Below are 13,782 nucleotides of genomic sequence, written 5' to 3'. Positions count from 1 at the left end.
CGGGCTCAGATCATCGGGCGGGGTTGCGTCAGCTCGTCGTAGACGCTGAGCACCTGGGCGACGGTCTCGTCCTCGGTGGGCCAGGTGGCCGCCTGCCGGGCGCCCATGTCCCGCAGGCGCTCGGCCCGTTCGGGGTCGTCGAGCAACCGCACGACGGCGGCGCCGAAGGCCTTCGCGTCTCCGGGCGGCACCAGCTCGGCCGCGTCGCCGACGAGTTCGCGGACGCCGTCGGCCAGAGCCGCGACGAGCGGCACGCGCGCGTGCAGCGCCTCCTGTGCGAGCACCGACCGCGACTCGCCGCCGCCGGGCAGCAGCGCCAGGTCGGCGGCGGCCAGGAGCTCGCCGACGTCGTCGCGCAGCCCGAGGAGCCGGACCGGCAGCTCCTCGTCCTCGATGCGGTGCTGCAGCTCGGCCCGCTGCGGCCCCTCCCCCGCGATCACCACCAGGGGGGCGGGATCCAGCTCGCGCCACGCGCGCGAGGCGTCCAGCAGGAGGTCGTACCCCCGGTGCCGGTCCAGTGAGCCGACGGCCATGAGCAAGGGCCGGCCGATCGCGCCGAGTTCGGCGCGCAGCTTGGGCAGCGGCTGCTCGCACTCCTCCTGCGCCCCCTCGCCCGCCCGGCGGCGGGGCAGCGCCACCGCGGCGAGCCGCGCGTCGCGGGCGCCCGTGCGGCGGGCCCGGTCGACGAGGTCGGAGGTGACGCCGAGGACGACCGCGGCCGTCCTCGCGACACGCCGCTCCAGCAGCCGCAGCAGATGGGCGCGGGCGCCCTCGGCGTGCGCGCGGTTGTGCCAGGTGACGACGAGCGGGGTGCGTCGGCCGCTGAGCGCGAGGACCGCACGGAAGGAGGCGTGCAGTCCGTGGGCGTGGACGAGGTCGGCGTTCGTGCAGGCAGCGCGGAGCGCCGCCACGGAACCCGGGTCACTGCTGCGCGGTACGTGCACGTGTTCGGCGCCGGCGCCCGTGAAGTCGTAGGTGTCATCGGCGTCACAGGGGGCGCACACCGTCACCCGCACGCCCCTCGCGACGAGCCCCGCGGTCAGGGAGCGCACGTGCGCGCTGCTGCCGGCGTTGCCGCCGCCCAGCACCTGCACGGTGCACAGCGACGACTGGCCGTACGGTGAGTGGCTGCTCACGTGGCCGGGGCTCCTGGTTCGGCGTCGGACGGTCACGAAGAAACGTACAGAAGGGCCGGGCGGAGGGGTGGACCGCTGGCGTTCCTCCACGTATTACGCCCAAGGATGCCAGGACGTACGGGTGTTCCGTGCCCTCCAGCCTCCTGCCGACGGCCCGCAGACCCCCGTGCTTCACCCACGCGGGTGAAGCCGTCCGGCCCCTTGTTCGATTCTCCGGCCCCGACCGGACCTCGCCGCACCCGTCGCTTCGCGTCGCACCCCGTCGCGTCACGTCCCGCCGCGCTAGCCTCAGCGCCCGTGACGCTGTCCGGCGGCCGCCGGACAGCCGACGGGGCGGCCGGTGCGAGTCGCCCCGCGCCGCCCGCCCCGCATCCGCCGTGCGCGCCCTCCGCGCACCCCGTGCCTGTCGTGCCTTCGTGCGGTCGGTGCCTGTCGCGCAGTCAGTGCCTGCCGTGCGGTTCGCCGCCGGGTGCCGTCACCCGTCCGCGCGAGCCGTGGCGAGGAGCTCCTCCGCGTGGGCCCGGGCCGTCTCGGAGTCCTCCTGGCCCGCCAGCATGCGGGACAGCTCGCGGATGCGCTCCTCGCCCTCGAGGACCTTCACCCCGGACCGGGTGACCGACCCGTCGTTGGTCTTCTCGACCAGCAGTTGCCGGTCGGCGAAGGCGGCGACCTGCGGAAGGTGGGTGACGACCACCACCTGCGCGGTCTTCGCGAGCCGCGCCAGCCGGCGCCCGATCTCGACGGCCGCCTTTCCGCCCACACCCGCGTCGACCTCGTCGAAGAGATACGTCGGCACCGGATCCGTCCCCGCGAACACGACCTCGACGGCCAGCATCACGCGCGAGAGCTCACCGCCGGACGCGCCCTTGGCGATGGGTCGCGGCGGGGCGCCCGGGTGCGGGGCGAGCAGCAGCTCGACCTCGTCGACTCCGGACGGCCCGTAGGCGACCGGACGGCCGCCGACCTCGACGCCCTCCGGGTCCTCGGTCTGCCGGATGTCGAACGACACGCGCGCGTGCGGCATGGCCAGCGAGGCCAGCTCGGCGGTCACCGCCGCGGCGAACCGCTCCGCGGCGTCGGCGCGCGCATCGGTGAGCGCCTGCGCCAGCCCGCCGAGTTCGGCCCGCAGCGCGTCCCGCTCGGCGGTCAGCTCGTCGATGCGCTCGTCGTCGCCGTCCAGCTCGGTGAGCCGGGCGGCGCTCTGCTCGGCCCAGGCGAGCACGGAGTTCATGTCCTGCCCGTACTTGCGGGTGAGGGCGGTGAGCGCGGCCCGCCGCTCCTCCACGGCCGACAGCCGCAGCGGATCGGCGTCCAAGTCGTCGGCGTACCCGGCGAGCTCGCCCGCGACGTCGCCCAGCAGGATGCCGATCTCCCCGATCCGGTCGGCGAGCGCGGACAGCGCCGGGTCGTGCGACCGGACGGCCTCCAGGGCCCGCTGCGCGCCCGCGACCAGCGTGGCGGCGTCGATGCCCTCGGGGTCCTCGGGGTTCCCGGCCAGCGCGGCGTGCGCGACCGTGGCGGCGGACGACAGCGCCTCCGCGTGCCCGAGCCGCCCGGCCTCCTCCGCGAGTTCGACGTCCTCTCCGGCGCGCGGTTCGACGCCGGCGATCTCGTCGAGCCCGAAGCGCAGGAGGTCGGCCTCCTGCGCCCGCTCACGCGCGCGGGTGACGATCTCGTCCAGCTCGACGGCCACCGCCCGCAGCCGCCGGTAGGCCTCGGTGTACTTGGCGAGCGGCACGGTCACCGCGTCGCCCGCGTACCGGTCGAGCGCCTGCCGCTGCCGGGACAGCTTGAGCAGCCCCTGCTGGTCGGTCTGCCCGTGCACGGCCACCAGCTCGTCGGCGAGTTCGGCGAGCACGCCCATGGGCACGCTCCGCCCGCCCACGTGCGCCCGCGACCGCCCCTCGGCGGAAACGGTACGGCTGATGAGCAACGCCCCGTCGTCGAGCTCGGCGCCCGCCTCTTCGGCCCGCAGGACCACCGCGGCGCCGGGAGGCACCGTGATCCGCCCCTCCACGACCGCCTTCTCCGCACCGATCCGCACGAGGGCGGGATCAGCGCGTCCGCCCAGCAGCAGTCCGAGGCTGGTGACCACCATGGTCTTGCCCGCGCCCGTCTCACCGGTGACGGCGGTGAAGCCTGGCGACAGCTCGACGACAGCGTCGTCGATGACTCCGAGCGACCGTATCCGCATCTCCTCCAACACGGAGACGACCTTACGAGGTCGGGGAGGGAAAGTGCGAGGCACCCTGTCACCCGCGCGAGTGGACGCGCCTCCCCGGCCTCCGCTGCGTGCTAGTTCCGCGCCCCGCGCCAGCCCGCGACGGGCAGCGCGAACTTCGCCACCAGCCGGTCGGTGAACGAGGCGTGGTGCAGCCGGGCGAGCCGCACCGGCACCGCGCCCCGCCGCACCTCGACCCGGGCCCCCGGAGGCAGCTCGAAGGTCCGCCGCCCGTCGCACCACAGGACTCCCGGCGGGATGTGCGGCAGCAGCTCGACCGCGAGCACCGAGTTCGGCGAGGTCACCAGCGGCTTCGCGAACAGTGCGTGCGCGCTGATCGGCACCATCAGCAGCGCCTCGACCTCGGGCCACACCACGGGCCCGCCGGCGGAGAACGCGTACGCGGTGGAGCCGGTGGGCGTCGACAGGACGATCCCGTCGCACCCGAACCCGGTGACCGGCCGCCCGTCGATCTCCAGCACCACCTCGAGCAGCTTCTCGGCGCCCGCCTTCTGCACGGCCGCCTCGTTCAGCGCCCAGTCGGTGTGCACGATGTCCCCGTTGCGATGCACGACGACGTCGACGGTCATGCGCTCCTCGACCTCGTACGCCCGGGTCACCACCCGGTCGACAACCTTGTCGAGGTCGTCGCGCTCGGCCTCCGCGAGGAAGCCGACGCTCCCGAGGTTGACGCCGAGCATCGGCACCCCGGACGCCCGTGCGAACTCCGCGCCGCGCAGCAGCGTGCCGTCACCGCCGAGGACGATGAGCAGCTCGCACCCCTCCAGGCACTGCGGGGTGGCCTCGGCGACCAGTTCCACGTCGTCCGGCACATGCAGGTCGGACGCCTCGTACTCCAGTACGCGCACCCCGATGCCCTCGCGCAGCAGCCCCTTGACCACCAGCTCGGCGCTGCGGATGGCCGCGGGCCGCCCGGTGTGCGCCAGCAGGAAAACAGTACGAGCTCGGTTCTGACTCAACGCGGCCCCTCCGCAACTGCACGGTCGACGTCGGCCGGGTCCAGGGCAGGCGCCCCGGACCGAAGCCACAGAAAGTACTCGACATTGCCCGAAGGCCCGGGCAGCGGACTGGCGGTGACCCCCCGCACCCCGAGTCCCAGGTCCCACGCCTTCGCGGCCACGCCCCGAACGGCTTCCGCCCGCAGCTGCGGACTGCGCACGACGCCCCCGCTGCCGAGCCGTTCCTTCCCCACCTCGAACTGGGGCTTGACCATCATCACCAGGTCCGCGTCCGGTCCGGTGCACCGTGCCAGGGCCGGCAGCACCAGCCCGAGCGGGATGAAGGACAAGTCCCCCACGACAAGATCCACAGGCTCCCCATCGATCGCTTCAAGCGTCAACTCGCGTACGTTCGTACGGTCCTTGACGGTGACGCGTTCATCGCTCTGCAGAGACCAGGCGAGTTGTCCGTATCCGACGTCCACGGCGACGACGTGCGCGGCGCCCGCCCGCAGCAGCACGTCCGTGAACCCTCCGGTGGAGGCGCCGGCGTCGAGCGCGCGCCGCCCCCGCACCGCGAGCCCCTGGGGCACGAACGCCTCCAGGGCCCCGGCGAGCTTGTGCCCGCCCCGGGAGACGTAGTCCGGGTCGTCGGCGTCCACGGCCACGACGATCGCGGCGGCGGTCTCCACCTGCGTGGCCGGCTTCGTCGCGACGGTCTTGCCGACGCTGACCCGGCCGGCCGCGATCAGCTGCCCGGCGTGCTCACGCGAACGCGCGAGTTTGCGGCGGACCAGCTCCGCGTCCAGACGGCGACGTGCGACTCCTGCCACGTTCGGTTCAGCTCCTACTGCCATACGAGGGTGAAGGCGTCCGCAGGTCGTGCGACGGTGCGGGCGCCGGGGGTCCCGGGCGGGCGTCGAGCGCGGTGAGCGCGTCGCGCAGCCCCCGGTGTACATCCTCGTACACCTCGACGTGTCCGTCGGTGGCGAGGTGGTCGGCGTCCGCCAGCCGCTCCAGATGCGCGTCCACCTCGGCGTGCCCGGTGGAGGCGCGGGGCACGGCCAGCGGCGCGGGAGCTGCGGGGTCGTGCTCCTGCTTCCGCTCCTGCTCGTGCTCTTCCCCGTGTGTCTGCCGCCGCTCCGGCCCGCGCTCCTCGGGCACCGCCGCCGACGGCGGCTCGGGCGCCTCCATCGCGGTCTCCGGCACTGTGTCGCTCATGCCCAGACGCTACCTCGAACACCTGGGGTACCGTCGTGCGCGATGGCCACGACCGAGGAGTGCCGCGCCGCACTCGAGAAGCTCTCCGACTCCATGCAGAGCGCCGAAGGGGACGTCCGCACGGCCACGGCCCTGGACCGCTCGGTGAGCTGTCGGATCACCGACCTGGACGTCACGTTCGTCGGCCGCATGACGGGCGGCCGGATCGTGGTGCAGGACACCCTTCAGGGCCCGCCGGTGGAGAAGGCGCAGATCAGACTGACCATGACCGGCGACGACCTGGTGGCGCTGGTCGACGGCGAGCTGAACTTCGCCAAGGCGTGGGGTTCGGGCCGGGTGAAGCTCGAGGCCGGCCTCAAGGACCTGTTCCAGCTCAGGAAGCTTCTGTAGCCGCGACCCTCCCGGCTCCCGCCCGCGCCCTGCGCGCCGCCGGCACCACCAGCGGCGTCCCCGTCTCGGGGTCGTCGATGACCTGGCAGCGCAGCCCGAAGACCTCCTCGACGAGACCGGCGGTGACGATCTCGCCCGGCGCGCCCTGAGCGACGACCTCACCGCCCTTCAGGGCGATCAGATGGGTCGCGTACCGGGCCGCGTGGTTGAGGTCGTGCAGCACCGCGACGAGCGTGCGCCCCTGCTCCTCGTGAAGCTCGGCGCACAGGTCGAGGACGTCGATCTGGTGCTGGATGTCGAGGTACGTGGTGGGCTCGTCGAGCAGCAGCAGCGGGGTCTGCTGGGCGAGGGCCATCGCGATCCACACCCGCTGGCGCTGGCCGCCGGACAGTTCGTCGACGTACCGGTCGGCGAGCCCGGCGACCCCGGTCTGCGCCATGGACTCCCGCACCACCCGCTCGTCCTCGGCCGACCACTGCCGCAGGACCCCCTGGTGCGGGTAGCGGCCGCGGCCCACCAGGTCGGCGACGGTGATCCCGTCGGGCGCGACGGACGACTGCGGCAGCAGTCCCAGCGTCCGCGCCACCTTCTTCGCGGGCATCGACTGGATGACCTGCCCGTCCAGCAGCACCCGGCCCCGGCTCGGCTTCAGCATCCGCGACAACGCCCGGAGCAGCGTCGACTTGCCGCAGGCGTTCGGTCCGACGATCACGGTGAAGGAGTTGTCCGGTATCTCCACCGAGAGCTGTTCGGCGATGATCCTCTGGTCGTAGGCGAGGGTGACGTCCTCGGCGGACAGGCGGTTCACGGTGCTCCTTCGGTTGTTCTGTTCGTCCGAGCCGCCGGGGCGGTCGACCGCGGCGGTCATATACGGCCCGCCTTGCGCTCGGTGACGAGGAGCCACAGCAGGTAGACGCCGCCGAGCACGCCGGTGACCACGCCCACGGGCAACTGCCCGTCGCCGAAGAGCCGTTGCGAGGCCCAGTCGGCGCTCACCAACAGGGCGGCGCCCATGAACAGGGACGCCACGAGGTTCGGTCCGGGCGAGCGGGTCAGCCGGCGGGCGAGCTGCGGCGCGGTGAGCGCCACGAAACCGACCGGTCCGGCGGCGGCGGTGGCGGCCGCGGTCAGCAGCACGGCGGACACCATCAGCACCAGCCGTACGCGCTCCACGCGCACGCCCAGCGCGTGGGAGACGTCGTCGCCCATCTCCATCATCCGCAGCCCGCGCGCCTGGGAGAGGACGAGCGGCACGAGCACACCGGCCAGCACGAGCAGCGGCCAGACCTGCTTCCAGTCACGGCCGTCGAGCGTGCCCGTCATCCACACCACGGCGCGGGCCGCATCGACGAAGTCGGCCTTGGTGAGGAGGTATCCGTTGACCGCCGTCGCGACCGCCGAGACGCCGATGCCGACGAGCACCAGCCGGTACCCGTGGACGCCCCGCCGCCACGCCAGCAGGTAGATCAGGGCCCCGGTGACGAGGCCGCCGACGAGCGCGCCCACGGTCACCTGGGCGGCGCTCCCGGAGAACAGCACGATCATCACGAGCGCACCGGCCGTCGCCCCCTGCCCGAGCCCCAGCACGTCCGGGCTGCCCAGCGGGTTGCGCGAAACGGCCTGGAACAGCGCACCGCCGAGCCCCAGCGAGGCCCCCACGAGCAGTCCCACGAGCACCCGCGGCAGCCGCAGTTCGTTGACGACGAACTCCTGTCCGGCGTCGCCGCCGCCGAACAGGGTCCGCACGACGTCGCCCGCCGGGATCGGGAAGTCGCCGGTGCCGATGAGCACCACGCCCGCGGCGAGCGCGACGACCGCCAGCAGCACGACGACGGTCAGCGTCCGCGGCTCCAGCCGGACGGACAGCCCGCCCGGGGTGCGCAGCGCACGGGGACCGCGAGGGGGCTTCTGCGCATTCTTCTTCTGCGCACTCTTCACAGCTGGGCCGTCCTCCGCCGTCGTACGAGAAAGATGAAGACCGGGCCGCCGATGATCGCGGTGATGATGCCGACCTGGACCTCCGACGGCCGGGCCACGACCCGGCCGACGACGTCGGAGCCGAGCAGCAGCACCGGCGACAGGATCGCCGCGTACGGCATGATCCAGCGCAGGTCGGGCCCGGTGAACGAACGGACCACGTGCGGGACCATCAGCCCCACGAACACGATCGGTCCGCAGGCCGCGGTCGCCGCGCCGCACAGCACGGTCGCGGCGAGCATCGACAGCGCCCGGGTGCGGTTCAGGTTCGCGCCGAGCGCCTTGGCCGTGTCGTCGCCCATCGCCACGGCGTTCAGCGGCCGGGCGAGGACGAACGCCAGGAGCGTGCCGGCCACGAGGAAGGGCAGCACCTGCCGGATGGTCTCGTCGGTCGCCGAGGACAGCGAGCCGACGGTCCAGAAACGCATCCGGGCGAGCGCCGCGTCGTCCAGGATCATCACGGCCTGGAGGTATCCGTAGAGCGCGGCGCTGATCGCGGTGCCGGCGAGCGCGAGCCGCACCGGGGTGGCCCCCCGGCTGCCGCCCAGGAACCAGACCAGCGCCCCGACCGCGGCCGCTCCGGAGAACGCGAACCACACATAGCCGCTCAGGCTGGTCACGCCGAAGAAGGAGATGGCGGTGACGACGGCGGCCGACGCGCCCGCGTTGAGCCCGAGCAGTCCGGGATCGGCCAGCGGATTGCGTGTCAGCGCCTGCAGCACGGCCCCCGACAGGCCGAGCGCGGCCCCGACGAGCAGCCCGAGCACGGTCCGCGAGAACCGCTCGTCGACGACGACGTCCGCGTAGGTCCCCGAGCCGTGGAACAACCCGTGCCAGACCTGCGCGACCGACAACTCCTTGGCCCCGACGGCGATGCTCGCCAGCGCCACCAGCAGCAGCACCGCCACGGCGGCCAGGAGTCCGACGGAGCGGACCGCCCGGCGGTTCGGGGGCGCGGGGGCGGTCTCCGCGCGCGATACGGGAACACTGTCGACCAACACGCAGTTAGGTTAGCCTACCCTCGTAACGCCGCCGGGGTCCCGGTCCGTCACGTCGACACGCGTCAGAGGCCGAGCCGTGCCAGCGCCTTCCCCCCGTCCAGCTCACAGGCTCCGTCCCCGGCCGCCGTCCAGGCCGCCGCGCACAACGCCCGCAGCCCGTCCAGGGCTTCGCCCTCACCCGACAGCTCCAGCCGCTCCGCCCCCGCCGTGGCCGTCCAGCCGCCGCACCGGAACCCGTCCCCCTCAGCGGCGACCTCCGGCTGCCCGGCGAGCAGCCCGCGCAGATCGGCGTCGACAAACGTCGGCCGGTGCTGCGGCGGCGCGGCGAGCAGTTGCGGCCCGTCGGTGACGCCGGTGAGGACGAGCAACGAGTCGACCTCACCGTTGAACGCGCCCTCGATGTCCGTGTCCAGCCGGTCCCCGACCACCAACGGCCGCTCCGCGCCCGTGCGCAGGATCGTCTCCCGGTGCATGGGAGGCAGCGGCTTGCCCGCGACCTGCGGCTCGGCGCCGGTCGCGATCCGCACGACCTCCACCGCCGCGCCGTTGCCCGGCGCGATGCCACGCCCGCTGGGAATCGTCAGATCCGTGTTGGACGCGAACCACGGCACCCCGCGCGCGACGGCGTAGGACGCCTCCGCGAACCGCCCCCACGGCAGGTCCGGCCCGCCGAAGCCCTGCACCACGGCCGCCGGGTCGTCGTCCGCCGATTCCACCGGCACGAGCCCCCGCTCACGCAACGCGACCCGCAGCCCTTCCCCGCCGATCACCAGCACCCGCGACCCGCCCGGCACCTGCTCGCCGATCAGCCGCGCCACCGCCTGCGCCGAGGTGATGACGTCCTGCGCCCCCGTCGGTATGCCCAGCTCCGACAGATGACCCGCCACCGCGTCCGGCGTGCGCAGCGCGTTGTTCGTGACGTACGCGAGCCGCATCCCGCCCGCCCGCGCGGAGGCGAGCGAGTCGACGGCGTACTCGATCGCGTTCCCGCCGGCGTACACCACCCCGTCGAGGTCGAGCAGAGCCGTGTCGTACGCCTCGCTCAGGGCCTGCCCACTGCCCTCGGGCTTCGTCCTGACGCTCCGGCTCATTCCACATCGCTCCTCGCTCGATCCGCTTTCCCTCGATCATCCCGCACGCCACCGACACACGTACGATGCCGGGATGAACACAGCAGGTCCCTCCGAGGCGACGGCGCCCCGAGGCCTGGAACTCACCCCGTTCCGAGGCCTGCGCTACGACCCCGACCGGGTCGGCAGTCTCGCCGCCGTCACCTCTCCGCCGTACGACGTCGTGGTACGCCCCGACGGCCTGCATCACCTCCAGGACGCGGACCCGTACAACATCGTCCGCCTGATCCTCCCTCAGGCCGCCACCCCCGCCGCCCGCAACGAACAGGCCGCCGACACCCTGCGCCGCTGGCTCTCCGAGGGCGTCCTCACGGCCGACCCCGAGCCCGCCCTGTACGTCTACGAGCAGCGCCACGCCGACGGCATGCTCCAGCGCGGCCTCATCGGCGCCCTGCGCGTCTCGGAGCCCTCGGAGGGCGTCGTCCTGCCCCACGAGGACGTCATGCCGCACATCGTCGCGGACCGCGCCGCCCTGATGCGCGCCACCCACGCGAACCTCGAACCCCTCCTGCTCACCTACCGGGGCGACGGCGCCGCGGCGGAGGCCGTGGACCGCGCGGCCGCCCTCCCCCCGCTCCTGTCCACCACCACGGAGGACGGCTACAGCCACCGGCTCTGGGCGATCACCGACCCCGCCGAGACGGCCCGCGTCCAGCAGGACCTCTCCCGCCGCCAGGCCCTTATCGCCGACGGCCACCACCGCTGGGCGACGTATCTCAGGCTGCGCGCCGAGCAGACCGAACCCGGTCCCTGGGACCATGGTCTCGTCCTCCTGGTGGACACGGCGCGCTACCCCTTGCGCGTACGCGCCATCCACCGCCTCCTGCACGGCCTGCCGGTCGCCGAGGCCCTGGCCGCGCTCGACGCGCACTTCCGCGTCCGGCCCCTGGACGTCGCCCTCCCGCAGGCCCTCGACGTCCTGGCCGACGCCGCCTGCGCGGGCAACGCGTTCCTTCTCGCGGGCGACGGCGCCTTCCACCTCGTCGACCGCCCGGACCCGTCCCTCCTCGCCCGAACGATCCCCACCGACCGCCCGGAGGCCTGGCGCACCCTGGACGCGACGGTCCTGCACGCCACGCTCCTCGACCACATATGGGACATCCCGGAGGACGACCCCGCCCGCATCGCCTACATCCACGACACCGCGGCGACCGTGCGGAAGGCGGAACGCCACGGCGGTACGGCGGTCCTGCTGCACCCCGTCCGCGAGGAGGTCGTCCGCGACCTGGCCCGCCAGGGCGTCACCATGCCCCGCAAGTCGACGTCGTTCGGCCCCAAGCCGGCCTCGGGACTGGTCCTGCGCGCACTCGACGCCTGAGCCCGGACGCACGAAGGGGCGGGACCCGGTGACACCGGATCCCGCCCCTCGTCGTACGTCAGTCCTCGCCGTCAGTCCTCGTCGCGCTCGACCTTCGCGTCGTCGGCGGCGTCCTCGACGTCCTCCGCCTCCGCCGCCTTCTTCACGGCGACCTCGTCGGTCCCAACGGTCGCGACGGCCTCGTCAGCCACGTCGCCCCCGTCGGTCCCTTCTTCGTCCAGGGCGTCGACGAAGTCCACCCCGTCCAGCTCGGCGAGCCGGTCGGAGGCATCGGTGCTGCCGTCCCGGTCCGCCTCGACGGCCTTGGCGAACCACTCCCGCGCTTCGCCCTCACGCCCGGCGGCGAGCAGGGCGTCGGCGTACGCGTACCGCAACCGCGCGGTCCACGGCTGGACGGAACCGGCCGCCAGCTCGGGGCTCTGCAGCGTCACGATGGCGGCGTCCAGCTGTCCCATGTCACGGCGGGCGCCGGCCGCGACGAGCCGCATCTCCACCTGTCCCGCCTTGTCGAGCTTGTTCACCTCGGGAGCGCCGGCCATGTCCAGAGCCTTCTCCGGCCGCCCGAGCCCACGCTCACAGTCGGCCATGACGGGCCACAGCTCCGCGGAGCCGCTCATCCGCCGGGCAGCCCGGAACTCGGCGAGCGCCTCGCTGTACTTCTGGTTGGCGTACGCGGCGAATCCGCCGGCCTCCCGGACGGCGGCGACCCGCGAGGCGAGCCGCAGGGCGATCTTGGAGTACGCGTAGGCGCGCTCGGGTTCCTCGTCGATCAGCCGGGCGACCATCACCAGGTTCTTGGCGACGTCGTCGGCGAGCGTCTTGGGCAGGCTCATCAGCTCCTGCCGTACGTCCTTGTCGATCTCCTCGCCGGTGACGTCCTCGGGGATCGGCAGACGCTTGATCGGCTCGCGGTCCCGGTCCCGGTCGTCGCGGAAACGGCTGCCGCCGCGATCGTCCCGACGGTCGTCACGCCCGTCGCGCCCGCGGAAACCACCGGGCCGTCCACCACGGTCGTCCCGGCGGGGACCGCGAGGGGCAGCGCCACGGTCGTCCCGCCCCCGGAACCCACCACGATCGTCACGCCGGTCGTCACGCCGGTCGTCGCGGCGGTCGTCGCGCCGGTCGTCGCGGCGGAAGGCAGGGCGGTCGCCCCGGTCGCCACGGTCGTCACGACGGAAGCCCGGACGGTCGCCACCGCGGTCGTCCCGACGCGGCCCACGGTCGCCGCGGTCGTCCCGCTGGAACGCGGGCCGGGACCCCCGGTCCCCCTCACGACGGTCGTCACGCCGATCATCACGACGGTCGTCCCGGCGGCCGAAACCGCCGCCATCATGACCACGGTCACGCTCACGACCAGCGAAGCCACCGCCACGACTGTCATCCCGACGACCGTAACCGCCACCGCGGTTGTCGTCGCGCCTGCCGCTCCCCCCACGATCGTCGTCACGACGGACGGCGGGACGGTCCCCACGGTCGTCACGACGGAATCCCGGACGGTCCCCGCGATCGTCGCGGCGGAAGCCGGGACGGTCGCCACGGTCGTCACGACGGAAGCCCGGACGGTCGCCACCGCGGTCGTCCCGACGCGGCCCACGGTCGCCGCGGTCGTCCCGCTGGAACGCGGGCCGGGACCCCCGGTCCCCCTCACGACGGTCGTCACGCCGATCATCACGACGGTCGTCCCGGCGGCCGAAACCGCCGCCATCATGACCACGGTCACGCTCACGACCAGCGAAGCCACCGCCACGACTGTCATCCCGACGACCGTAACCGCCACCGCGGTTGTCGTCGCGCCTGCCGCTCCCCCCACGATCGTCGTCACGACGGACGGCGGGACGGTCCCCACGGTCGTCACGACGGAATCCCGGACGGTCCCCGCGATCGTCGCGGCGGAAGCCGGGACGGTCGCCACGGTCGTCGCGACGGAATCCCGGACGGTCGCCACGGTCGTCGCGGCGGTCGTCGCGCCGGTCGTCCCGACGGTCGTCGCGGCGGAAGGCAGGGCGGTCGCCCCGGTCGCCACGGTCGTCACGACGGAAGCCCGGACGGTCGCCACCGCGGTCGTCCCGACGCGGCCCACGGTCGCCGCGGTCGTCCCGCTGGAACGCGGGCCGGGACCCCCGGTCCCCCTCACGACGGTCGTCACGCCGATCATCACGACGGTCGTCCCGGCGGCCGAAACCGCCGCCATCATGACCACGGTCACGCTCACGACCAGCGAAGCCACCGCCACGACTGTCATCCCGACGACCGTAACCGCCACCGCGGTTGTCGTCGCGCCTGCCGCTCCCCCCACGATCGTCGTCACGACGGACGGCGGGACGGTCCCCACGGTCGTCACGACGGAATCCCGGACGGTCCCCGCGATCGTCGCGGCGGAAGCCGGGACGGTCGCCACGGTCGTCGCGACGGAATCCCGGACGGTCGCC

At 73.7% G+C, this 13,782-nt stretch carries 14 protein-coding genes; 3 read left to right on the top strand and 11 right to left on the bottom strand.

The features are described 5' to 3' along the window. Positions 1 to 5 precede the first annotated feature (5 nt). From BG482_RS34690 to BG482_RS34670, 5 genes are all read right to left on the bottom strand, one after another. Positions 6 to 1,136 (bottom strand): glycosyltransferase family 4 protein, encoded by a 1,131-nt coding sequence (locus BG482_RS34690; protein WP_069773191.1) that lies wholly within the window; start codon positions 1,134 to 1,136, stop codon positions 6 to 8. 475 nt (positions 1,137 to 1,611) lie between these two features. Then, positions 1,612 to 3,330 carry a DNA repair protein RecN gene (recN, locus tag BG482_RS34685; protein WP_069773190.1) on the bottom strand — a complete coding sequence of 573 codons (1,719 nt, stop codon included), beginning with the start codon at positions 3,328 to 3,330 and terminating at the stop codon, positions 1,612 to 1,614. Between the two features lie 101 nt (positions 3,331 to 3,431). Next, positions 3,432 to 4,337, bottom strand: coding sequence for an NAD kinase (locus tag BG482_RS34680; protein WP_069773189.1), 906 nt, complete (start codon positions 4,335 to 4,337; stop codon positions 3,432 to 3,434). Beyond that, entirely contained in the window at positions 4,334 to 5,149 is an 816-nt protein-coding gene (locus BG482_RS34675) for a TlyA family RNA methyltransferase (protein ID WP_069773188.1), read from the bottom strand. Before BG482_RS34675 ends, BG482_RS34680 begins: the two co-directional genes overlap by 4 nt. 7 nt (positions 5,150 to 5,156) lie before the next feature. After that, on the bottom strand, positions 5,157 to 5,537 hold the full coding sequence (locus BG482_RS34670) for a hypothetical protein (protein ID WP_069773187.1): 381 nt from the start codon (positions 5,535 to 5,537) through the stop codon (positions 5,157 to 5,159). A gap of 42 nt (positions 5,538 to 5,579) precedes the next feature. Between BG482_RS34670 and BG482_RS34665 the strand changes: the two genes are divergently transcribed. Next, positions 5,580 to 5,927, top strand: a complete 348-nt coding sequence (locus BG482_RS34665) for an SCP2 sterol-binding domain-containing protein (RefSeq protein ID WP_069773186.1) — start codon at positions 5,580 to 5,582, stop codon at positions 5,925 to 5,927. On the opposite strand, the gene BG482_RS34660 is transcribed toward BG482_RS34665, so the two are convergent. From BG482_RS34660 to BG482_RS34645, 4 genes are all read right to left on the bottom strand, one after another. Further along, positions 5,911 to 6,795, bottom strand: a complete 885-nt coding sequence (locus BG482_RS34660) for an ABC transporter ATP-binding protein (RefSeq protein WP_069773185.1) — start codon at positions 6,793 to 6,795, stop codon at positions 5,911 to 5,913. The two genes, BG482_RS34665 and BG482_RS34660, sit on opposite strands and share 17 nt — an antisense overlap. Further along, positions 6,792 to 7,865: an iron chelate uptake ABC transporter family permease subunit gene (locus BG482_RS34655; protein ID WP_069773184.1), complete on the bottom strand. Its 1,074-nt coding sequence runs from the start codon at positions 7,863 to 7,865 to the stop codon at positions 6,792 to 6,794. Before BG482_RS34655 ends, BG482_RS34660 begins: the two co-directional genes overlap by 4 nt. Continuing rightward, a complete protein-coding gene (locus BG482_RS34650) occupies positions 7,862 to 8,905 on the bottom strand; it encodes an iron ABC transporter permease (RefSeq protein WP_069773183.1) in 1,044 nt (347 codons plus the stop codon). Before BG482_RS34650 ends, BG482_RS34655 begins: the two co-directional genes overlap by 4 nt. A 62-nt stretch (positions 8,906 to 8,967) precedes the next feature. Continuing rightward, positions 8,968 to 9,996 carry an HAD hydrolase-like protein gene (locus BG482_RS34645; protein ID WP_069773182.1) on the bottom strand — a complete coding sequence of 343 codons (1,029 nt, stop codon included), beginning with the start codon at positions 9,994 to 9,996 and terminating at the stop codon, positions 8,968 to 8,970. 73 nt (positions 9,997 to 10,069) lie between these two features. On the opposite strand from BG482_RS34645, the gene BG482_RS34640 reads away from it, so the two are divergent. Continuing rightward, the gene (locus tag BG482_RS34640; RefSeq protein ID WP_069773181.1) at positions 10,070 to 11,353 is read left to right on the top strand and encodes a DUF1015 domain-containing protein; all 1,284 of its coding nucleotides are present in this window, start codon (positions 10,070 to 10,072) and stop codon (positions 11,351 to 11,353) included. Positions 11,354 to 11,424: 71 nt separating this feature from the next. Here BG482_RS34640 and BG482_RS34635 read toward each other — a convergent pair whose 3' ends face one another. Together BG482_RS34635 and BG482_RS44300 are read right to left on the bottom strand one after the other, a co-directional pair. After that, the gene (locus BG482_RS34635; protein ID WP_069773180.1) at positions 11,425 to 12,186 is read right to left on the bottom strand and encodes a tetratricopeptide repeat protein; all 762 of its coding nucleotides are present in this window, start codon (positions 12,184 to 12,186) and stop codon (positions 11,425 to 11,427) included. Further along, the gene (locus BG482_RS44300; RefSeq protein ID WP_176741546.1) at positions 12,186 to 12,719 is read right to left on the bottom strand and encodes a hypothetical protein; all 534 of its coding nucleotides are present in this window, start codon (positions 12,717 to 12,719) and stop codon (positions 12,186 to 12,188) included. Before BG482_RS44300 ends, BG482_RS34635 begins: the two co-directional genes overlap by 1 nt. Between BG482_RS44300 and BG482_RS44295 the strand changes: the two genes are divergently transcribed. Then, a partial coding sequence (locus BG482_RS44295) for a hypothetical protein (protein WP_370745938.1) occupies positions 12,685 to 13,782 on the top strand: 1,098 nt, incomplete at its 3' end. The two genes, BG482_RS44300 and BG482_RS44295, sit on opposite strands and share 35 nt — an antisense overlap.

It is taken from the genome of Streptomyces sp. LUP30, from assembly GCF_001746365.1.
Classification (GTDB): Bacteria; Actinomycetota; Actinomycetes; order Streptomycetales; family Streptomycetaceae; genus Streptomyces.
Note: the sequence above shows the minus strand (reverse complement) of the source record. Positions and strands in the feature narration are given on the sequence as shown.

Excerpts from the sequence above, each read along its gene's own strand:
- BG482_RS34670 (WP_069773187.1), bottom strand. The coding sequence starts at position 5,537 with ATGAGCGACACAGTGCCGGAGACCGCGATGGAGGCGCCCGAGCCGCCG.
- BG482_RS34645 (WP_069773182.1), bottom strand. The coding sequence starts at position 9,996 with ATGAGCCGGAGCGTCAGGACGAAGCCCGAGGGCAGTGGGCAGGCCCTG.
- recN (WP_069773190.1), bottom strand. The coding sequence starts at position 3,330 with ATGCGGATACGGTCGCTCGGAGTCATCGACGACGCTGTCGTCGAGCTG.
- BG482_RS34640 (WP_069773181.1), top strand. The coding sequence starts at position 10,070 with ATGAACACAGCAGGTCCCTCCGAGGCGACGGCGCCCCGAGGCCTGGAA.
- BG482_RS34665 (WP_069773186.1), top strand. The coding sequence starts at position 5,580 with ATGGCCACGACCGAGGAGTGCCGCGCCGCACTCGAGAAGCTCTCCGAC.
- BG482_RS34635 (WP_069773180.1), bottom strand. The coding sequence starts at position 12,186 with ATGAGCCTGCCCAAGACGCTCGCCGACGACGTCGCCAAGAACCTGGTG.
- BG482_RS34660 (WP_069773185.1), bottom strand. The coding sequence starts at position 6,795 with ATGACCGCCGCGGTCGACCGCCCCGGCGGCTCGGACGAACAGAACAAC.